Annotated in this window: 19 protein-coding genes; 10 read left to right on the top strand and 9 right to left on the bottom strand. The window is 66.3% G+C overall.

From position 1 onward, the window contains the following. On the top strand, nucleotides 1–665 hold a 665-nt coding region (locus AUL32_RS04560; protein WP_062112097.1), incomplete at its 5' end, for an SIMPL domain-containing protein. A 201-nt stretch (nucleotides 666–866) separates the two neighbouring features. Here the strand turns inward: AUL32_RS04560 and AUL32_RS04555 are convergent. Beyond that, nucleotides 867–1250: a hypothetical protein gene (locus AUL32_RS04555; protein WP_062112095.1), complete on the bottom strand. Its 384-nt coding sequence runs from the start codon at nucleotides 1248–1250 to the stop codon at nucleotides 867–869. Between the two features lie 210 nt (nucleotides 1251–1460). On the opposite strand from AUL32_RS04555, the gene AUL32_RS04550 reads away from it, so the two are divergent. Beyond that, a complete protein-coding gene (locus AUL32_RS04550; RefSeq protein ID WP_062112093.1) occupies nucleotides 1461–1919 on the top strand; it encodes a DoxX family protein in 459 nt (152 codons plus the stop codon). 59 nt (nucleotides 1920–1978) lie between these two features. Here the strand turns inward: AUL32_RS04550 and rpoD are convergent, their stop codons facing one another. Together rpoD and dnaG are read right to left on the bottom strand one after the other, a co-directional pair. Beyond that, on the bottom strand, nucleotides 1979–3958 hold the full coding sequence (gene rpoD, locus AUL32_RS04545) for an RNA polymerase sigma factor RpoD (protein ID WP_062112091.1): 1980 nt from the start codon (nucleotides 3956–3958) through the stop codon (nucleotides 1979–1981). Between the two features lie 284 nt (nucleotides 3959–4242). Beyond that, entirely contained in the window at nucleotides 4243–6237 is a 1995-nt protein-coding gene (dnaG, locus tag AUL32_RS04540; RefSeq protein WP_062112089.1) for a DNA primase, read from the bottom strand. Nucleotides 6238–6433: 196 nt separating this feature from the next. Here dnaG and AUL32_RS04535 point away from each other — a divergent pair, with 196 nt between their 5' ends. Continuing rightward, the gene (locus AUL32_RS04535) at nucleotides 6434–6745 is read left to right on the top strand and encodes a chorismate mutase (RefSeq protein WP_062112086.1); all 312 of its coding nucleotides are present in this window, start codon (nucleotides 6434–6436) and stop codon (nucleotides 6743–6745) included. Between the two features lie 57 nt (nucleotides 6746–6802). Here the strand turns inward: AUL32_RS04535 and AUL32_RS04530 are convergent, their stop codons facing one another. After that, entirely contained in the window at nucleotides 6803–7252 is a 450-nt protein-coding gene (locus tag AUL32_RS04530) for a GatB/YqeY domain-containing protein (protein WP_062112085.1), read from the bottom strand. A 438-nt stretch (nucleotides 7253–7690) separates the two neighbouring features. Here AUL32_RS04530 and carA point away from each other — a divergent pair, with 438 nt between their 5' ends. Next, the gene (gene carA, locus AUL32_RS04525; protein WP_062112083.1) at nucleotides 7691–8875 is read left to right on the top strand and encodes a glutamine-hydrolyzing carbamoyl-phosphate synthase small subunit; all 1185 of its coding nucleotides are present in this window, start codon (nucleotides 7691–7693) and stop codon (nucleotides 8873–8875) included. A 17-nt stretch (nucleotides 8876–8892) separates the two neighbouring features. Beyond that, entirely contained in the window at nucleotides 8893–9447 is a 555-nt protein-coding gene (locus AUL32_RS04520; protein WP_244497644.1) for a tyrosine-protein phosphatase, read from the top strand. A 73-nt stretch (nucleotides 9448–9520) separates the two neighbouring features. On the opposite strand, the gene AUL32_RS24995 is transcribed toward AUL32_RS04520, so the two are convergent. Beyond that, entirely contained in the window at nucleotides 9521–9658 is a 138-nt protein-coding gene (locus tag AUL32_RS24995) for a hypothetical protein (protein ID WP_156421087.1), read from the bottom strand. Here AUL32_RS24995 and AUL32_RS25875 point away from each other — a divergent pair. From AUL32_RS25875 to AUL32_RS04495, 5 genes are all read left to right on the top strand, one after another. Then, entirely contained in the window at nucleotides 9657–10184 is a 528-nt protein-coding gene (locus AUL32_RS25875) for a helix-turn-helix domain-containing protein (protein WP_244497640.1), read from the top strand. The genes AUL32_RS24995 and AUL32_RS25875 overlap by 2 nt on opposite strands. Nucleotides 10185–10327: 143 nt before the next feature. Then, the gene (gene carB, locus AUL32_RS04510) at nucleotides 10328–13759 is read left to right on the top strand and encodes a carbamoyl-phosphate synthase large subunit (protein ID WP_062112081.1); all 3432 of its coding nucleotides are present in this window, start codon (nucleotides 10328–10330) and stop codon (nucleotides 13757–13759) included. A gap of 155 nt (nucleotides 13760–13914) precedes the next feature. Next, on the top strand, nucleotides 13915–14388 hold the full coding sequence (gene greA, locus AUL32_RS04505; RefSeq protein WP_061975303.1) for a transcription elongation factor GreA: 474 nt from the start codon (nucleotides 13915–13917) through the stop codon (nucleotides 14386–14388). A gap of 12 nt (nucleotides 14389–14400) precedes the next feature. After that, complete coding sequence (locus AUL32_RS04500; RefSeq protein WP_061975301.1) at nucleotides 14401–14847, top strand: HD domain-containing protein; 447 nt, start codon at nucleotides 14401–14403, stop codon at nucleotides 14845–14847. Then, nucleotides 14844–15914, top strand: a complete 1071-nt coding sequence (locus tag AUL32_RS04495) for a glycosyltransferase family 4 protein (RefSeq protein ID WP_062112078.1) — start codon at nucleotides 14844–14846, stop codon at nucleotides 15912–15914. Before AUL32_RS04500 ends, AUL32_RS04495 begins: the two co-directional genes overlap by 4 nt. On the opposite strand, the gene AUL32_RS04490 is transcribed toward AUL32_RS04495, so the two are convergent. The 4 genes from AUL32_RS04490 to AUL32_RS04480 form a co-directional block, all read right to left on the bottom strand. Next, nucleotides 15877–16689, bottom strand: coding sequence for a glycosyltransferase family 25 protein (locus AUL32_RS04490; RefSeq protein ID WP_062112077.1), 813 nt, complete (start codon nucleotides 16687–16689; stop codon nucleotides 15877–15879). The two genes, AUL32_RS04495 and AUL32_RS04490, sit on opposite strands and share 38 nt — an antisense overlap. A 165-nt stretch (nucleotides 16690–16854) precedes the next feature. Continuing rightward, nucleotides 16855–18252 carry a TrkH family potassium uptake protein gene (locus AUL32_RS04485; RefSeq protein ID WP_082659275.1) on the bottom strand — a complete coding sequence of 466 codons (1398 nt, stop codon included), beginning with the start codon at nucleotides 18250–18252 and terminating at the stop codon, nucleotides 16855–16857. Nucleotides 18253–18364: 112 nt separating this feature from the next. Then, entirely contained in the window at nucleotides 18365–18649 is a 285-nt protein-coding gene (locus AUL32_RS24990) for a hypothetical protein (protein WP_156421318.1), read from the bottom strand. A 141-nt stretch (nucleotides 18650–18790) separates the two neighbouring features. After that, the gene (locus AUL32_RS04480) at nucleotides 18791–20596 is read right to left on the bottom strand and encodes an ABC transporter ATP-binding protein (protein WP_062112131.1); all 1806 of its coding nucleotides are present in this window, start codon (nucleotides 20594–20596) and stop codon (nucleotides 18791–18793) included. Nucleotides 20597–20969: the final 373 nt, after the last annotated feature.

The following is a 20969-nucleotide window of genomic DNA, read 5'->3' as shown; positions in this document are numbered from 1 at the left end:
CCCCGCCCCGCCCACCCGCCCGGATCGAAGTCGGCGGCGAGGGCACGGCGTTTCGCGCGCCTGATCTGGCCGTGACGCAGCTCACCGTCCTACGCGACGCGCCCACCGCCGCCGAGGCAACGAAACAGGCCAGCGAAGCGGTCGGAGCCGTGGCCAAAGCCATGGCGGAGTTCGGGGTGGAAAAGCGCGATCTCCAGACCGCCGGCTTCCAGATCTCGCCGCAGTATCAGACTGACAACCGGCAGGACGGCCAGCAGTCCCCGCCCAAGATCGTCGGATACGAGGTGCGCAACACGCTGTCGGTGAAGGTGCGCGACCTTTCCAAGCTCGGCGAGATCATGGATCGCGCCGTGAAGCTCGGCGTCAACGAGGGTGGCTCGATCCGCTTCGAGATCGCCGACCCGGCCGACGTGTCGAAGGAAGCGCGCCGCCTCGCCGTGGCCGACGCGCGGGCGCGGGCGGAAACGCTGGCGGACGCCTCCGGCCAGAAGCTCGGCCGGGTCTTGGTGATCCAGGACGGCGCCGCGCGGGCCGAGCCCATGCCCCCCGTCCCGCTCATGGAAATGAAGATGGCCGCATCCGCGAGAAGCGACAGCATGGCCGTGGAAACCGGTGAAAACGCGGTGCGCGCCGAGGTGCGGATCGTCTACGAACTGGCGGACTAAGAAGCCCAACGCAAAATCTGCAGGGGTCGGCTGGCCGGGCTTTCTTCCCGCTCGCTTCGTCGCGAGGGGAGACAATCTCCCGGCCGTCCTCCACCCGCAGGCAATCGTCCCATGTTCCAAGCACGAAAAAGGGGAAAGCCGGATTTCGGCTTTCCCCTTTTCTCTTTCAGCCTATGCTTGACGGATCGTCTTAGGCTTCGCTTATCCGATCACGGGGCAACCGCGCACCTGCGCGAAGCGCACCGCGATCGGATGGCCGCGCCGGAACCCGGCGACCGTCACGCTGCGCGGGGTGACGCGCACGATGTCGCCGCGCCGCACGCCCATTCGGGCGGCCTTTTCGAGCGCCAGACCCGGGCGGCAGATGCCGTCGCGCCGGCCGTGGCGATCTTCGCGCCAGCCGCGACGATCATGCCAGCGCTCGTCGCGGCCCCGCCGCTCGTGCCAGCCATAGGGGCCGTCGCTGCGATACTGGATCGTCTGCACCGTGGCCGGCGCTTCGAACGGCGCGGCCTGCGAGGGGGCCCAGAGACCGCCGGCAAGCGCCAGGCCGAGAAGCAGGGATCGAACGGGACGAAACGTCATGTAAATCTCCTGAGAATCGGGAGGCCACCGAGAGGGCCTTGATCCCCAGGTTGCAGCCCCGCGCCTGAACGCGGGAGGAAGACCTCGTTCATCTCCGGTTCATCGACGCGCCGATTCGCTCAACGCAGGCACGGGATTGTGGGGAAAAACGCGGCTGGACAGAGAATAAAGAGAGCGGCCTGATGGCGGCATCCGTTCGGGAGAACCGCTATGCCATCTTTTCTCGCGCGCCTTCTGGAATCGAGGCGCTTCCTTCTCGTCTCGCGCGTCGTCCTGACCTTCGTCTTCTGGGGCGCCGGGTTGGGGCAGCTTCTGGGCTTTCGCGCCGCCGTCGGGGAGTTCCAAGCCTTCGGCGTCGAGCCCGCCGCGCCGCTCGTGCTCCTCAGCATCGCGACGCTCCTCGTCGGCTCGGCGCTGGTGATCCTCGATCGCGCAGCTTGGCTCGGCACGGGCGCGCTCGCCACCTATACCGGCCTGACGATCCTCCTGGTGCATCGCTTCTGGGCCATGGAGGGCGAGCCGGCGCTGGAGCATTTCCATACCGCGACCGAGCATGTGACGGTAATCGGCGCACTCATGGTCATGGCCATTCTCTCGCATCGCACCGCCCAGGCGCGCGAGCGCTCGCCGGCCGCAGCCGCAAGGTCTCGCCTCGCCTCTTCCTCATAAGACGATCTGATATGAAAAAGGCGCCCTGAGGCGCCTTTGTTCGATGCGATAAGACCGGCTTAGCTATCGAGGAACGAGCGCAGCTTGCGCGACCGGCTGGGGTGCTTGAGCTTACGCAGCGCCTTGGCCTCGATCTGGCGAATGCGCTCGCGCGTCACGGAGAACTGCTGGCCGACCTCTTCCAGCGTGTGGTCGGTGTTCATGCCGATGCCGAAGCGCATACGCAGGACACGCTCTTCGCGCGGCGTCAGCGAGGCCAGAACCCGCGTCGTGGTCTCGCGTAGGTTCGCCTGGATCGCCGCGTCGATCGGCAGGATCGCATTCTTGTCCTCGATGAAGTCGCCGAGATGCGAATCCTCCTCGTCGCCCACCGGCGTTTCGAGCGAGATCGGCTCCTTGGCGATCTTCAGGACCTTGCGGACCTTTTCCAGCGGCATAGCCAGCTTTTCGGCCAGCTCTTCCGGGGTCGGCTCGCGGCCGATCTCGTGCAGCATCTGGCGCGAGGTGCGTACGATCTTGTTGATCGTCTCGATCATATGGACCGGGATGCGGATCGTACGGGCCTGATCGGCGATCGAACGCGTGATCGCCTGCCGGATCCACCAAGTCGCATAGGTCGAGAACTTGTAGCCGCGCCGGTACTCGAACTTGTCCACGGCCTTCATCAGGCCGATATTGCCTTCCTGAATGAGGTCCAGGAACTGCAGGCCACGGTTCGTGTATTTCTTCGCGATGGAGATGACGAGGCGCAGATTGGCCTCGACCATTTCCTTCTTCGCCTGACGCGCTTCGCGCTCGCCCTTCTGAACCATATGGACGATGCGGCGGAACTCGATGATCTCGAGACCCGTCATCGTGGCAAGGCTCTGGATCTCCTGGCGAAGCGAGCGGATCTGCTCGCGCTCGGCCTGAACGAACTTCAGCCAGCCCTTGCCCGACAGATTGGCGATGGACTGGACCCAGTTCGGATCGAGTTCCGTGCCCTGATAGCTCTTGAGGAATTCCTCGCGCTTCACGCCATGCGACTCGGCAAGGCGCAAGAGCCTCCCCTCGTTGCCGACGAGCTGCTTGTTGATGTCGTAGAGCTGCGCCACCAGAGCGTCGATGCGGTTCTGGTTCAGCGACAGCGACTTCACCGCCGCGATCAGGTCTTCCTTCAGCTTGTGATAGGAGCGCTCCTGGCTCTGCGACAGGGTGCCCTGCGCGGCGAGGCGGTTCTCCACCTGCTGGTCCTGCAGCTTCCGCAGGCGCTTGTAGTTCTCGGCGATGACGTCGAAGATCGCCATGACCTGCGGACGGATCTCGGCTTCCATCGCGGCGAGCGACAGCGAATTCTCGAGATCGTCCTCGTCGTCCTCTTCCTCGCCGGGGCGCAGTTCGCCGTCCGGCCGGGCGCCGGGCAGAGCGCCTTCGGCCTCTTCCGCCGGCGGGGCGGAGGGCATCTTGGCCTCGGGGCCGGCATAGGTCGCCTCGAGATCGACGATCTCGCGCAACATGATGTTGCCTTCGTTCAGTTCCTCACGCCAGATGATGATGGCCTGAAAGGTCAGCGGGCTCTCGCAGAGCCCTGCGATCATCGTCTCGCGGCCGGCCTCGATGCGCTTGGCGATGGCGATTTCGCCTTCGCGCGACAGAAGCTCCACCGAACCCATCTCGCGCAGATACATGCGCACGGGGTCGTCGGTGCGGTCGTTCGATTCCTTGCGGGTGGTCGTGGCGACGGCGTTGTTCGAGACCTCGGCGAGTTCGGTCGAGCCGCTCTCCTCGGTTTCCTTTTCCTCGGCCTCTTCGCCCTCGTCGTCCTCGACGACGTTGATGCCCATGTCGCTCAGCATGGCCATCAGATCTTCGATCTGTTCCGACGTCACGTCCTCGGCCGAAAGAACCGAGTTCAATTTGTCCATGCTGACGAAGCCGCGCTTCTTGGCGGCCTTGATCATCTTCTTGACGGCATCGTCCGAGAGGTCCAGCAGAGGACTGTCAGGCGTCTCCTGACGCTCATCGACGGCCATCTCGCCTTCCTTGACCTTCGTCGCCATGCGCATTCATCTCCAATTCGCGCGGTCGATGAGTGGGGAATCGCGCTCCCCGCTCATAAACGCCCTGCCGTAAAGAATCGCTTAACCATGAGCAGGTTGAAGCGATCGCCGACCTCTTTCGCATCCGCCGTCCGAAAGGGCGGCCGTCATTGCAGCACTACGTCCGACACATCCGAGCGGTGTTTGTGCTTTCGATCCGCCGAGTCAAGGCTTTGCCGCCTTTTCGCGGCAAATTTTGGCCGTTTTCATAGACGAGCCTCGTTTCGCCCGACCCGGACGAACCGTCAAATTCCCTTGGCGGGTCGGCCGGACAGAACACCAAACCCGTCGATCAGCGCCTCGGTTCCCGCTAGATTGTTGATCTCTCGCTTGATTTCAACGACCTGGGCGTAAGCGAGTTCATCGCCGTCTACGGCGAGTGTCTGCTCGGCCGCCTTCAGTTCCCTATGTAGCGATCGAAATTTGTGATGCAAGTGAAGCGCCTGACGGACGGCTTCGCGCGCGTCCTCCAGCGCGGCGTTGGACAGGACCGACCAGAGCCGCACCAACCGCAGCTGCATCTCGAACGCGTCGAAGACGGGAAGAAGACCTTGCCGCTCGATCGCGGCCAAAAGCTCCTCGCGCGAATGGTGAAGCTCGTCCGCATAGACGTCGATCACCGCCGAGCGCAGCTGTTCGAGATCGCCGGGGGGCAGTTCCAGATCGGCGAGATAGTCGAAGGCCTCGCGCAGCAGCAGCGGGTGGTTGATGAAGCCGATCACGATGGAAATCTCGCGGAGCGACGCGCCTTGCCCGCCGGGCGGGCGCAGCATCGTGCTGCGGCTCAGCCGCTCCGAAACGGCCGAGCGCCGGCCGCCGAGCCCGCCGCTGCCGCCCATGCCGGAGCGACCATTGTTGCCGCCCCCGCCTCCCATGCCCGAGCGGCCGCCCCGGTCCTGCCCGCCCTTACGCCCCTGCCAGTCGCCGCCGCCGCGATTGTAGCCGTTGCCGGCGGGCGGCCCGAAGAAGGAGCGCAGGCGGCCGTCCATGTCGCTGAGATAGTGGCGGCGCACACTCTCGTCCTCGATGCCGCGCACGAGGCCCTTCAGCCTCTGCTCCAGCTCGGCGCGGCGTTCGGGCGTGTCGAACGTGCCGCTGGCGGTCTCGCGCATCCAAAGGAGGTCGGCCAGCGGCCGGGCCCGACCGAGCACCGCGCGCATCGCATCCGCCCCGTCCGCCTTCAGGAGATCGTCGGGGTCCTTGCCCTCGGGCAGGAGAGCGAAGCGCAGCGAGCGGCCGGGCTTCAAGAGCGGCAGGGCGATCTGCGCGGCGCGGTTGGCGGCCTTCACGCCCGCCGCGTCGCCGTCGAAGCAGAGGATGGGCTCGGCGACCGTGCGCCAGAGCAGCTCCAGCTGGCGCTCGGTCAGCGCCGTGCCGAGCGGGGCGACGGCATGGTCGAAACCGGCCTGGTGGAGCGCGATGACGTCCATATAACCTTCGGCCACCACCAGCGTTCCCGCCGCCTTCGAAGCGCGCCGGGCCTGGGCGAAATTGTAGAGGACGTTGCCCTTGTGAAAGATGTCGGTTTCCGGCGAGTTCAGATATTTCGCCGAGACATCCGACGACATGGCCCGGCCGCCGAAGGCGATGGGCTGCTCGCGCGCGTCGAGAATGGGAAACATGATGCGATCGCGGAACCGGTCGTAGGACACCGCGATGCCCTCGCCCGAAACGACGAGGCCGGCCGCCTCGATCTCGTCGCGCGCCACGCCCTTGGCTGCCAGGAACTCCTTCAGCCGATTGCGCCCTTCCGGCGCGTAGCCGACGCCGAAGAGCTTCTGCGTCACCGGGTTCATGCCGCGATCGCGCAGGTAGGCGCGCGCCTTGGCGCCTTCGCTTTCCTGCAGGGTCTGGCGGAAGAAGTCGCTGGCGAGCTTCATCGCGGCGATCAGCCCGCCGCGCCCTTCCTCGCGCTTCTCGGCCTCGGCGTCGCGCGCGGGCATGGGCACGCCCGCCTCGCCGGCCAGCCGCTCCACCGCCTCGGGAAAGCTGAGGCCCTCGAGTTCGGTCAGAAAGCGGAAATGATCGCCCGATACGCCGCAGCCGAAGCAGTGATAACGGCCCTTGGAATCCTCGCAGTGGAACGAGGGCGACTTCTCCCCATGGAACGGGCAGCAGGCCCAATAATCGCCGCGCGACGGCTGCGTCTTTCGCCGGTCCCAGGTGACGCGGCGGCCGACGACGTCGGAGATCGGAATTCGGGCCCGGATCTCGTCCAGGAAGCTCGGTGAGAAGCGCATGGGGGAGATATCGGCTTCAAAGGCGTGAAATACCATGGCCCCGCTCGGCCGCGCAGTCCAGCGTCCCCCTTATCCACCCCAATCCACAGGTTCGGCCAAGCCTTTGCCCGAAGGCCCTGCCCTTTGACGAAGCGCGCGCATGGGCCTATCCAGCGGGCGTGGCGCCTCGGCGCGAATTCAGCCACGGACGGCCGACATGCAAGAGCAGGCTCCCTTGCCGGAACTTCAGAAGCTGCGCGACAGCATCGACAATATCGACGCGGCGATCATCCACATGCTGGCCGAGCGCTTCCGCTGCACGCAACGCGTCGGCGTCCTGAAGGCCGAGCACGCCTTGCCGCCCGCCGATCCGGCGCGGGAAGCACGCCAGGTGGCGCGGCTGCGCGAACTCGCGCTGGCTGCCAAGCTCGACCCAGACTTCGCGGAGAAGTATCTGGCCTTCGTGGTACGCGAGGTGATCCGCTATCACGAGGCGACGGCACGGGAACTGGCCGAACGGACGGCCTGACCCGATGCGTCGGGGAATGTGAAAAGGGCTCGGGCGCCAAAACCGCCCTACCCGCCTTCAACTGAGAAGCGAGCGCACCACGCCCGAAGCCTGAACCATGTCGACCTTGTCGTGATAGCGCTCCTTGATGGCGCTCATGCAGCGGCCGACATCGCGCAGGCCCTTGGCGCCGGTGTCGCTGACCGCCTGCCGGCAGGCTTCCACCATTTCCACCACCGGCAGGGCCGCCGGCAGGAAGAAGCGGATCGTGGCGGCGTCGGCGCGCTCGCGCGCGGCATCCTCGTTGCGGCCCTTCTCGGCCATGTCGTTGGCGCTGCGCTCGCGCTGTTCGGCGAGAAGCTGCAGAATGCCCGCGATGTCGCTGTCGGGAACCTTGTCGCGCCCGGCCATGCGGCTGGCGGCGTCGCGGTCGCGAATGGCCGCATTGATGAGCCGCAGGAGGCAGGCGCGCCGTTTGTCGCCGGACGTGCAGGCCTCTTGGAGGGCGACTGCGATTTGTTCACGCATACGCGTCTGTCCTATGTGTCGCCCCGCGCGGCAAAGCCGCGTCCCGGGCGAAAGCTCGGATGGACCCATGCCGAATGGGCAAGCATCCTAGTTCGGGAAACTGACCTGGGGGTGAAGGCATGCGAAGCGGAGAGAAAGACGGCCTCGGCAGGCCGCGTCGTCATCATCCTGTCGTCGTACACTGCTTAACTGTTCGGACGCGGGCCTGAGGACCTGCTCTCTCGGACACGGTTCGAGGGTGCGGATCCAGTCCACGCGCCCCTCGCATTCACAATGCATTAAGTTTTGTGCACCGCATTTGCAAGGGGACGGCGGCGTTCTCCACCGAGAAGAGGGTTGCGTTCGGGCGTCTGTGGCGCGATAGAAACGCTCCGGAAGGGCTCGGCCGCGTCGCGCGGCCTCGATACGCCCGATTGGACCCCGACGGAGACGCACCCCATGAGCGCAAACTGGCCGCAGAGGACACCGACTGCCTTGTTGGTGCTCGCAGACGGAACCGTGATCGAAGGCGACGGGATCGGCGCCGAAGGGGAAGCGCTGGGCGAGGTCTGCTTCAACACCTCCCTCACAGGCTATCAGGAAATCCTGACCGATCCGTCCTACGCCCGGCAGATCGTCACCTTCACCTTTCCCCATATCGGCAATGTCGGCGCCAATGACGAGGACGTCGAGGATCTCGTCCCGGACAACAGCATCGGTGCGGTCGGCGCGATCTTCCGCGCCGAAGTCTCCGCCCCGTCCAACTACCGTTCGGCCGGCGGTCTCGACGCCTGGCTGAAGAAGCGCGGCGTCGTCGCCCTGTCGGGCATCGACACCCGGGCGCTCACCGCGCTGATCCGCGAGAAGGGCATGCCCAACGCCGTGATCGCGCATCGCGCCGACGGCGTGTTCGACGTCGAGGCGCTGAAGCGCAAGGCCGCCGAATGGAGCGGTCTCGTTGGCCTCGATCTCGCCAAGGACGCCGCGACGGCGAGCGAGGAAGTCTGGACCGAAGGCCCCTGGGTCTGGAACGCCGGCTATGGCAGCACCGCGCATCCGGATTACACGATCGTCGCCATCGACTACGGCGCCAAGCGCAACATCCTGCGCCTGATGTCGGGACATGGCGCGCGCGTCGTCATCGTGCCGGCCACCACCAGCGCCGCCGAAATCCTGAAGCACAAGCCGGACGGCATCTTCCTGTCCAACGGCCCGGGCGACCCGGCCGCGACCGGCGAATATGCCGTGCCGGTGATCCAGGAACTGTCGAAGACCGGCATTCCCATGTTCGGCATCTGCCTGGGGCACCAGCTTCTGGCGCTGGCGCTCGGCGGTCGCACGGAGAAGATGCACCAGGGCCATCACGGCGCGAACCATCCGGTGAAAGACTTCACCACCGGCAAGGTCGAGATCGTGTCGATGAACCACGGCTTCGCGGTGGACCCCGCCTCGCTGCCCGAGACGGTCGAGCAGACCCACATCTCGCTCTTCGACGGTACCAATTGCGGCCTTCGCCTCAAGGGTCAGCCGGTCTTCTCCGTCCAGCACCACCCCGAGGCCTCGCCGGGGCCGCAGGACTCGCACTACCTGTTCCAGCGCTTCTTCGCGATGATCGACGATCACCGCACCGGCAAGGCGGCGTAAGACCCATGCGCTTGGCGATGCATCTAAAAAGGCTCGCCTATGCCGCGCCCCTCCTCGCGGGGCTCGGCTTTCTCGGCGTTCAGCAATGGACCGGGAACATCCACACCGTGATCGAGCACCGGCTCTACCGATCCGGCACGCTCGGGCCGACTGAGTTCGAATCCCTTCTCCAGAAGGAAGGGATTCGCACGGTCATCAACCTGCGCGGGCCGCATGTCGGCACGCCTTGGTACGACGAAGAGCGCGCGGTGGCCGAACGGCGCGGCGCACATCTCGTCGATCTCTCCTGGTCCGCCGGCCGGGCGCTTAACGACGACATGGTCGCCGCCTTCTACAAGGCCGTCGAGAATGCCGAAGGCCCGATCCTCATCCACTGCATGTCGGGCTCGGATCGAACCGGTCTCGCCGTCGCGCTCTACATGGCGAAATTCGCCGGCGCCGGGGAATTGGCGGCCGAGGAACAGCTCTCCATCCGCTACGGCCATTTCGCCGTCCCGTTCCTGTCGCGCGCCTATGCGATGAACGAAACCTTCGAGCGGCTCGAGCCCAGCCTCGGCTTCTACGGCTCCTGACACGAAAAAGGCGCCGGTCGACCCGGCGCCTTCTAGTGGTCGTCTCCCCTGCAGTTCGCAGATCGGTTCCAGCTCATGCGGAGCGGAACATCCGGAACAGGCGACGCACGACATTGTGGAACCCACAGCTGAACGTGGCGTGGCGGTGCAGGTCGTCGCGATTGCGATCGGCTCCACAGGTGGAGCGGCTGACGATCAGGTCAGCAAGCATGGCATTTCCCTTCCCGGTTAAAGACTGGTGGTTTCAGCGAAATCGGCTTTTTTTGCCTTCGCTCATCTATAGATGCGCACAAAGTGCACCTCGACAAGAGCGAACTGGCGCACGGAGTGCATTTTTTGTTGCGCTGGAAACGGGATTTGCTACGACGCCGCAGCGGAGCTTGAATGAGCTTGCGCCGGGTGGGTTGAGCGAAGCTGAACTCGGCGCCAAGCTCCATAGAGTGGAGCGTGCGGATATGACGAGTGCGATGGATTCGGACGGCTTCCGCCAGTGGCGGCGCGAGATGGGTCTCAAGCAGAAGGACGCGGCCGACCTTCTCGGGCTTAAGAAGCGCGTCATCCAATATTACGAAAAGGGGGACCGAGACGGAAAACGCGTCGAGATTCCCCGCGCGGTGGAGCTCGCCTGCCTTGCCCTGGCGCTGGGCTGCGATCGCTACGACGGGCGCCGCCTGCCCCGTTCGGCCGGCGAGATCGTCAAGCCGCCCGCCCCGGCTGCCGAACGAGCCGCCGAATGAATCCGGGCAAAAGCGCCGTTTCGCCCTTTCGCCGGCCGGCGCGATTCCCTATAAGCCGGCCTTAGCCTTGAATTTCCTCGCAAAGACACCCCGGCCGCTTGCGGCGCGGGGTGTCTGCGCACGATCGAACAGACGGATCAGCCATGCCCAAGCGCCAAGATATCAAAACCATCCTGATCGTCGGCGCCGGCCCCATCATCATCGGCCAGGCCTGCGAGTTCGATTATTCCGGCACGCAGGCGTGTAAGGCGCTGCGCGAGGAGGGCTACCGGATCGTCCTCGTCAATAGCAATCCGGCGACGATCATGACCGACCCCGATCTCGCCGACGCCACCTATATCGAGCCGATCACGCCGGAAGTGGTCGCCAAGATCATCGCCAAGGAGCGGCCGGACGCGATCCTGCCGACCATGGGCGGACAGACCGCGCTCAACACCGCTCTCAGCCTGAAGCGCATGGGCGTCCTCGACAAGTACAATGTCGAGATGATCGGCGCCGACGCCACCGCCATCGACAAGGCCGAGGACCGTGCCCTGTTCCGCGAGGCCATGGCCAAGATCGGCCTGGAAACGCCGAAGAGCTATCTCGCCAACGCCACCGAGGCCAAGCAGGCCGACCGGCTGGCGCATGAAGAGCGCCGCGCGGCGGCGATCCGCGCGACCTCCGACGGGCCGGAGCGCGACGGCGCGCTGCAGGTGCTGGAGAACGAGTGGAACCTCGGCGAGACCGAGCGCAAGCAACGCTACATGGCGCGCGCCATGGGCGCTGCGGCCGAGGCGCTGGAGCATGTCGGCCTGCCCGCCATCATCCGCCCCTCCTTCACCATGGGCGGCACGGGCGGCGGTATCGCCTACAATCGCTCCGAGTTCTTCGAGATCATCGAGGGCGGCCTCGACGCCTCGCCGACCACCGAAGTCCTGATCGAAGAGTCGGTGCTCGGTTGGAAAGAGTACGAGATGGAGGTCGTCCGCGACAAGGCGGACAACTGCATCATCGTCTGCTCCATCGAGAACGTCGATCCGATGGGCGTCCACACCGGCGATAGCATCACCGTGGCCCCCGCGCTGACGCTGACCGACAAAGAATATCAGGTGATGCGCAACGCCTCGATCGCGGTGCTGCGCGAGATCGGCGTCGAGACCGGCGGCTCCAACGTGCAGTTCGCGGTGAACCCCGAGAACGGCCGTCTCGTCGTCATCGAGATGAACCCGCGCGTCTCGCGCTCGTCGGCTCTGGCTTCCAAGGCCACCGGCTTCCCGATCGCCAAGATCGCCGCCAAGTTGGCGGTCGGCTACACGCTGGACGAACTCAAGAACGACATTACCGGCGGCGCGACGCCCGCTTCGTTCGAGCCGACGATCGACTATGTCGTCACCAAGATCCCGCGTTTCGCCTTCGAGAAGTTCCCCGGCGCCTCGCCGGTCCTTACCACGGCCATGAAGTCGGTCGGCGAGGTCATGGCGATCGGCCGCACCTTCGAGGAATCGCTGCAGAAGGCGCTTCGCGGCCTCGAGACCGGCCTCGACGGTCTGGACGAGATCGTGATCCCAGGCCTTGGCGAAGGCGACGACAAGAACGCCATTCGCGCCGCGCTCGGCACGCCGACGCCCGATCGCCTGCGCATGGTGGCGCAGGCCCTGCGCGAGGGCGCCAGCAAGGAGCAGGTTCACCGCTCCTCCAAGATCGATCCCTGGTTCATCGACCGCTTCAAGGCGATCATCGACCTGGAAGCCAAGATCAAGACGGCCGGTCTGCCGGACGACGCCGAGAACCTGCGCTTCCTGAAGTCGGTCGGCTTCTCCGACGCGCGCCTCGCCAAGCTCGCCGGCAAAGCTGAGAGCGACGTCCAGGCCCTGCGCGAGCGGCTCGACGTTCATCCCGTCTTCAAGCGCATCGACACCTGCGCCGCCGAGTTCGCCTCGCCCACCCCCTACATGTACTCGACCTACGAGCGGCCCTTCGCCGGTGAGGTGCGCTCCGAGGCCGGCGTATCCGACCGCAAGAAGGTCGTGATCCTGGGCGGCGGTCCCAACCGGATCGGCCAGGGCATCGAGTTCGACTATTGCTGCTGCCACGCCGCGTTCGCGCTGCGCGACGCCGGCCTCGAAGCCATCATGATCAACTGCAATCCCGAGACCGTCTCGACCGACTACGACACGTCGGACCGTCTCTACTTCGAGCCGCTGACGGCCGAGGACGTGCTCGAAATCCTGCGCGTCGAGAAATCGCGCGGCACGCTGCACGGCGTCATCGTCCAGTTCGGCGGCCAGACGCCGCTGAAGCTCGCCGAGGCGCTGGAAGAGGCCGGCATTCCGATCCTCGGCACCTCGCCGGACGCGATCGACCTGGCCGAGGACCGCGACCGCTTCCAGAAGCTGCTGCACGACCTCAACCTGCGCCAGCCCAACAACGGCATCGCCCGCTCCGTCGAGGAAGCGCGCGAGATCGTGGATCGCATCGGCTATCCCGTGGTGATCCGCCCCTCCTACGTGCTGGGCGGGCGCGCGATGGAGATCGTGCGCGGCGACACGCAGTTCGCCCGCTACATGAAGGAAGCCGTGGTCGTCTCCGGCAAGTCGCCGGTGCTGATCGACAGCTACCTTTCGGACGCGACGGAGGTCGACGTCGACTGCCTCAGCGACGGCACGGACACGTTCGTGGTCGGCATCATGGAACATATCGAGGAAGCCGGCATCCATTCCGGCGACTCCGCCTGCTCCCTCCCCGTCCACTCGCTCTCGCGCGCCATCACCGACGAGTTGGAGCGCCAGACCCGCGACATGGCTTTGGCCTTGAAGGTCGGCGGGTTGATGAACGTGCAGTTCGCCATCAAGGGCGACGACATCTACGTTCTGGAAGTGAACCCCCGCGCCTCGCGCACCGTGCCCTTCGTCGCCAAGACGATCGGCTCGCCGGTCGCCAAGATCGCCGCGCGCATCATGGCGGGCGAGACGCTGGATGCCGCCTTCGCGGCCTATGGCGGCAAGCCGGACGTGAAGAACCTCAAGCACATCGCGGTGAAGGAGGCGGTGTTCCCCTTCGCCCGCTTCCCCGGCGTCGACACGCTGCTGGGCCCCGAGATGCGCTCCACCGGCGAGGTCATGGGCCTCGACACCGACTTCGCGCTCGCCTTCGCCAAGGCGCAGCTCGGCGCCTCGGTGGACCTGCCGCGCGAGGGGGCGATGTTCGTCTCGGTGCGCGACGGCGACAAGCCCAAGATGCTGGGCACCGTCCAGCGCATGGCCGCGCTCGGCTTCCGCATCTCGGCGACCGAGGGCACGCATCGCTTCCTGGCCGAGAACGGCGTCGCGGCCGAGAAGGTGAACAAGGTGCTGGAAGGGCGTCCGCATATCGAGGACGCGATCCGCAACCGTCAGGTCCAGATCGTCCTCAACACGACCGAGGGTGCCAAGGCACTATCGGACTCGCGTTCGCTTCGCCGCGCGGCCCTGATGCACAAGGTGCCCTACTTCACGACGCTCGCCGGCATGGAGGCCGCGGCCCAGGCCATCGCGGCGCTGAAGGCGGGTAATCTTGAAGTGCGCTCGCTTCAGTCCTATTTTCAGACCGCTTGAGTTCAGGGCGAGCCTGTATAGACTCGTCCTATCATGAATGTCCGGTCGGCTGGTTTCCTCATGGGAAGCCGGCCGGCTTTTTACTTCCGGCAAGGGCCGGACAAAGCAAGACGGTCCGGCCCCCGCCGGGCGTCGGGAATGTAAGGGTAGAGGGCATGGAAAAAGTGCCGATGACTGTCAGCGGGTTCGAGACGCTCAAGGAAGAGCTTCGCCGCCGCCAGCAGGAAGAACGCCCCCGGATCATCACCGCGATTTCGGAAGCGCGCGCCCATGGCGACCTGTCCGAGAACGCCGAATATCATTCGGCCAAGGAGGCGCAGAGCCTCAACGAGGGCCGGATCGGCGAGCTGGAGGATCTGACCGCGCGCGCCGAGGTCATCGACGTTTCCAAGCTGTCCGGCGATCGCGTCAAGTTCGGCGCCACGGTGAAGCTCGTGGACGAGGACACCGAGGAGGAGAAGGTCTACCAGATCGTCGGCGATGCCGAGGCCGACGTGAAGCAGGGCCGCATCTCCATCTCCTCCCCCATCGCGCGCGCGCTGATCGGCAAGAGCGAGGGCGACACGGTCGAAGTGGCCGCGCCGGGCGGCGCCCGCTCCTACGAGATCATCGAATTGCGCTGGGTCTGAGCGCGTTCCGACATGCCGACTTCTCCCCTTGAAAAGGCCGAGGCCATCGCCTCGGTCGCCCATGAAGGCCAGCTCGACAAGCGCGGGCGTCCTTTCCTGGCTCACTTACGCCGCGTCGCCGGCTGCGTCTGCGGCGAGGACGAGCGCATCGTCGCCCTCCTCCACGACGTGGTCGAGAAAGGCCCCGGCTGGACGCTGAGTGCGCTCGCCGCCAAGGGCTTTTCGCCCGAGATCGTCGCGGCCGTCGATGCGCTGACGCGGCGCGAAGGCGAAAGCGATCAGGCCTTCGTCGCCCGCGCCGTCGCGCTGCCGCTCGCCCGCTCGGTCAAGCGCGCGGACCTGAAGGACAATCTGGAAAGCGCCCGGCAGTTCATGTCCGGCCCGGAGGCCGAAGAGCGCATCGCCCGCTACGAGGCGGAGCTGCGCGAACTCGACGCCGCCATCCAGGCGGCGGCGTGAGCAAAGCGGGTCAGCCCGGCGGCCCGGTCCGCCGGGCCCTGGTGATCGCGCCCAATTTCAAGCGCCGCCTGTCGGGCGTCACCTCCACGATCATCCAGCTCGTTCCCGAACAGGCCAAGGCGCTCGACATCCGGGCCCTTGGCCCCGGCCTGCCCGCGCATCTGCCCAAGCTCCGGTGGCGCGACCTGCCCGGCCTTTGGCGCAGGCCCGAAGGCCGACCCTTCCGCATCTGGCACGCCAGGCGCAATGTCGAGATGCTGCCCGGCATCCTGTTGCGGGACGTGTTGCGCATGCCGCTGCGCCTCGTCTTCACCTCCGCCTCGCAGCGCCGCCACACCGGCTACACACGCTGGCTCATCTCGCGCATGGACGCGGTGATCGCGACCAGCACGCGCACCGGCGCCTATCTCTCGGTTCCCCATACTGTCGTCACCCACGGCATCGACCAGACCCGGTTTCGCCCCGCCGCCAGCCGCGAGGCGGCGCGCGAAGCCCTCGGCCTTGCCCCCTCCTCGCGCACGCTCGGCTGCTTCGGCCGCGTGCGCCGGCAGAAGGGCACGGACCTTTTCGTGGAGGCGATGATCGCGCTTTTGCCGCATCATCCCGGCTGGCAGGCCGTGATCGCCGGCCGCGCGACGGGGGAGCACCAATCGTTCGAGGCCGATCTCAAGCAACGCGTCGAGACGGCGGGGCTTGCCGATCGCATCCTCTTCGTCGGCGAGCATCGCGACATCGAACATTTGTATCAGGCGCTCGATCTCTTCGTCGCGCCGCAGCGCTGGGAGGGCTTCGGCCTGACGCCGCTGGAGGCCATGTCCACCGGCGTGCCGGTCATCGCCGCCGATGTCGGCGTGTTCTCCGATGTCGTGACAGAGGAGACCGGCACGATCGTTCCCCCGGGCGATCTCTCGGCGATGATCGCGGCCATCGAGCGCTGGATGGCGGACGACGCGCTTCGCGCTGCGGGCTCCACGGCGGCGCTTGCCAAGGCCCGCGCCGAGTTTCCCCTAGCCCGCGAGGCGGAGGCGATCAACGCCGTCTACGACAGGCTGTGGGGTCCCAGCTGAAGTCTTCGTCGCGCAGTGTTGTGCGCTGGTAGGTGGCCGGGCCGAGGCGTCTCAGGTGCTGCCCGGCCAGCCGTATTTGCGTCATCACCCGCCGCCCGTGAAACGGCCAGTTGGCCGGGGTCAGAGACAGCCGCCCGCGCGGCGCCTGGATCGAGGTCGCGCCGCTGATCTCGGCGCAGCCGCTGCGCCGCTCCCAAAGATGCGCCTGGATCGCCAGCGCCGGCTCGGCCTGCCAAGAGACAAGCGAGCTCAAGCCGTGCAGGAAGGCGTCCACCGGCGCCGCGCCCCGCTCGGCCCGCGCCAAAAGTTTTCGCGCGCCGGCCGGCCAAAGGAGATACGCCGCCGAGCCCGACTTATCGCGAAACACCCGGCGCACCGCGACGCCTTCTCCAAGATCGAGCGCGCGCCGCGCCACGAAGCGGCGGCGCTCGAAGCTCTCCAGATTGAGGAACTCGGCCCGCTCGAAGGCGAGGAGACGCGGCAGCGTTTCGGGCAGGCGGCGCGAGAGGATCGCATCGTCCTCCAGCACCAGCACCGGCTCGCCGCCCGAGGCGATCTCCCGCCAGAGCCCGTGATGGGACAGGAAGCAGCCGAGTTCGGCCCGTGTTAGCGGCCGCTCCCACCGCCCGTTCAGCCCAGCGGCAACAGCCTCCCCGATCTCCCCCGCGTCCACCGCGCGAACCCGCGCGAACGCGAGTCCCAGCCGCTCGCCCTGCCGCTCCATGAAGGCGCGGCGCTCGGTGGCGCGGTCGAGATTTATGAAGACAATGCGCATCGGAATGTCTTTCGGCGTTCTCCGGGCGGAGGATGGGCGAGGACTTCTTGTTGGATCACGAGAAGCGAAGCGCAGTCGATGCCGGCGGCACGGCCAAGCATTCGCGACGAAGTGGCCGACAGGAAAGACCGGCCAGTCGACCCCGGGGAGCGCCGAAAGACATTCCTAATCTCTCCAGAAGCTCGGGGATAGGAGCACCAGCACGGTCACGAGTTCGAGGCGACCGATCAGCATCAGGAAGGACAGGATCCAAAGCGCCGGGGCCGACAGGAAGGAGAAGTTTCCGGCGGGGCCGATCAGCTGCCCAAAGCCCGGGCCGACATTGCCGACCGCCGTCAGCGAGGCGGAGAAGGCGGTGAGAAGGTCGAGGCCACAGATCGCCAGAACCGTGGTTCCGACCAGCAGCGAGAGAAAGAACAGGAAGATGAAGATGGTCACGCTCTGCAGCGTTTCCAGCGAGATGTCGTCATGGCCGTATTTCAGCCGCTGCACCGAATGGGGCCGGATCACGCGCCGGAAGTTGGCCCGCACCAGAGCGTAGAGAATGATGATGCGGTTCACCTTGATGCCACCCGCCGTCGAGCCGGAGCAGCCGCCGATGAACATGGCGAGAAAGAAGACGCCGATCGCCGCGTTCGACCAGAGCGTGAAATCCTCCGACACGAAGCCGGTCGTGGTGATGACCGAGACGAGGTTGAAGGCGGACGAGATCAGGGCCTCCTTCACCGACACGCCGTTGATCCAAAGCCGCGTGGCCGCCAGAATCAGCGTCAGCACGAGGCAGATGGCGAGAAACAGCCCGATCTGCGGATCGCGCCAGCGCTGAAAGCGGCGCGGCAGGAACAACCGGATATAGAGAACGAAGGGCAACGCCCCGAAGAGCATGAAGACGGTGGAGACGAGAAGGATGGCGTCGGACTGGAAGAAGCCGAGCGATTCGTCATGGGTGGAGAAGCCGCCCGTCGCCAGCGTCGACATGGCATGGTTCACCGCGTCGAACAGCGACATGCCGAAGGCGTAGTAAAGGATCGTGCAAAGGAGAGTCAGCGAGAGATAGACCGCGACGATGCCCGCCGAAAGCTGGCTGACGCGCGGCAGAAGCCGGCCCGAGCGGTCCGAGCTTTCCAGATGGAACAGCGCCATGCCCCCCACCCGCAGCGAGGGAAAGATCAGGAGGGCCATGCCGATGATGCCGATGCCGCCCATGAAGTTGAGCAGCGAGCGCCAGAGGAGGAGGCCGCGCGGCAGCGCGTCGAGCCCTGAGATCGTCGTGGCGCCGGTGGTGGTGAGGCCGGAGACGGATTCGAAGACGGCTGCCGCGAGGCCGAGTTTTGGCAGAGCGAAATAGATCGGCACCGCGCCGATCGCGCTGCCCGCCGCCCAGATCGTGGTGACGAGGAGAAAGCCGAGACGCGGGCTCGGCCGGAAGGGCTCGCCGCGCGTCGCGACGGCGATCAGCGTGCAGATCGCCGCGATCACCACACCCGAGACGATGAAGACGATCCAGTCCCGGTTTCCGTCGAGCGCGTCCACGAAGGCCGGCAGCAGCATGGCGCCGGCCAGGACCAGGCCGAAGATCGCGGCGACATGGGCAATGGTCCTGACGATAGCGCGACCCCCGAAGGCTGAAAGACGGCCGACGCATCCCCTCGCCGGCCGTCCGTTGGTTGGGCTTCTAGAGCATTTCCAGGCAAAGCGGATAGGCTTTGCCGTCGGACAATGCGGCAAGATCGGAGGCCATGAGCCTCTGCGGTGGATTCGAATTCATCGCAGAGGCTCTAGAGGCTGTTATGAGCATGGGCACGTCTTGTGCCGCCCGCCCCGATCCGCCGGGTAGAAGCCGGGTGAAGCCGGTAGCGGTGCTACCGGCAAAACCGGCGACGCTCTCCGGCGGTTCGGGGCGGGCGGCCCGAAGGGTCGGATCGGCGAAGTCATCCGCAGCGTCGGCAAGATCGGCCAAGACGGCCAGTCTTGACCGATCTTCCCTCCTCCCGGGCTGATCTTCGCTGATCCGACACAAGACATGCCCATGTTCATAACAGCCTCTAGCGGCTGGGGCGGCCCCGGGCAACAAAGCCCGGAGCGCTTCCAGCCGCCCCCTTTAGCCCGCGTCCCGCAGGAGCGAGGGTTCGCCCTGGCGCTCCGCCAGCCGGCGATAGACGCCGCCGGAACGGCGCATCAGGGCGTCATGCGGTCCCTCCTCCACGATCCGCCCCCGCTCGAAGACGAGGATGCGGTCGAGCGCACGCACGGTGGACAGACGGTGCGCGATGACGAGCGCGGTGCGCCCGACCATCAGCCGCTCCATCGCCTCCTGAATCAGCCGCTCCGATTCGGAATCCAGCGCCGAGGTCGCCTCGTCGAGGATCAGGATCGGCGCGTCGGCCAGGAAGGCCCGGGCCAGCGCGACGCGCTGGCGCTCGCCGCCCGAGAGCTTCACGCCCCGCTCGCCCACCATAGTGTCATAGCCCTGCGGCAGGCGTTCGACGAACTCCGCCGCATGGGCCAGCGCCGCCGCGCGCTCGATCTCGTCCCTTGTCGCTTCCGGCCGGCCATAGGCGATGTTGTCGCGCAAGGACCGGTGGAAGAGGATCGACTCCTGCGGAACGATGGCGATCTGCCGACGCAGCGACTCCTGCGTGACATCGGCCACGGTCTGCCCGTCGATGCGGATTTCGCCGCCCGACACGTCGTGCAGGCGCTGCACGAGCTTGACGAAGGTCGACTTGCCCGAGCCGGAATGGCCGACCAGGCCTACCCGCTCGCCGGCGCGGATCGTCACGTCCAGCCCGTCGTAGAGCGGCGTGCCGTGCCCGGCGTAGTGGAAGCTCACCCGATCGAACCGAATTTCGCCTCCCGTCACGCGAAGCGGCGGCGCGCCCGGCGCGTCGGCGATCTGCGCGCCGACGTCGTGGAGATCCACCAGTTCCTCCATCTCGTTGACGGCCTTCTGCAGGTTGTTCACATGCATGCCGACTTCGCGCAGATACCCGTGCATCACGAAATAGGTCGTGAGCACATAGGTGAGATCGCCCGCGCTGGCCTGCCCCTGCCACCAGAGGGCGAGGGCGACGCCCGCGATCGACACGCGCACGATCCAGAGCACCAGGATCTGGGCGCTGCCCGACCATGTGTGCCGCATCCACGTGCGATGGGTCTCGCGGGTCCAGTCGCCCAGCGCCCCGGACAGACGCGCGTCCTCGCGCCGCTCGGCGCCGAAGGCCTTGACCACGGCATTGCAGGCGAGCGCGTCGGCCAACACGCCGCCGACGCGGGTGTCCATCCGGTTCGACACGCGCGAGGCTGGCGCGATGTAGCGCATGGACAGCATGACCGTCATGCCGACATAGGCGATCGCACCGATAGCCATCACGAGGCCCATGATCGGCCATTGCACGGCGAGCAGCGTCACAGTGCCGAGCAGCACGACCATGGAGGGCAACAGCGCCAACAGAAGCGTGTCGTGCAGGAGGTCGAGCGCCCACATGCCGCGCGTGATCTGGCGCACCACCGAGCCCGAGAAGCTGTTGGCGTGCCAGTCCGTGGAGAAGCGCTGGACGCGGCCGAAGGCGCCCTCGGCCACGCGACGCATGATGCGCAGCGTCATCGGCACGACGGCGGTCCAGGCGAAATGCCGGCAGACGAGGAAAACGAGGCCGAGCGCCGCCATCGAGGCGAGCGCCCAAAGGCCTTCCGTCAGCGCCGCCTCGCGCGCGATCTCGCCGCGCGCGACGGCATCCACCAGCCGCCCAGCGAAGAAGGGCACGAACACGTCCGCCAGCGTGGCCAGCGTGATCGACAGGGCGATGGTCCAGGCCAGCCGGCGCTCGGAGGCCCACTTGTGAAAGGTGAAACGAAGAACGGTGCGGATCGCGTCGCCGCGATCACGTTGAGGTAAAACGGTCATGATGGTCCGGCGCGACAAAGCTGCGCCGTCTCCTGGAAAGCCGCGACGAGGCGCGGATCGGATCAGGGGGAGCGTCGGGTCCGCAACGGACACAACACGGAGAAGCTGCCTGCGGCGGGAATCAGACCCGAGGCGTGGCAGAAGCCGGGCGAAGCGTCGAAGGATGACGACGGGCCCCGGCTGGGGAAACGAACATGCAATCGATCATGAAGCCTCCCCTTTCCAATGTTGAAAGCCCGCAAAACGTATCGAGACCTTTTGCCGCCGTCCACCCCATGCATTGAAACCGGGGAAACTGTGGCACATCGGCAACTCCGACGGTTGTCGGACCCGTCTTGCTCCCGTATTGAAACAAGGAACGGCCGGTGCCATG

This window comes from Aureimonas sp. AU40, from assembly GCF_001463785.1.
Lineage (GTDB): Bacteria > Pseudomonadota > Alphaproteobacteria > Rhizobiales > Rhizobiaceae > Aureimonas.
This window is presented reverse-complemented; position numbering and strand designations above follow the sequence as displayed.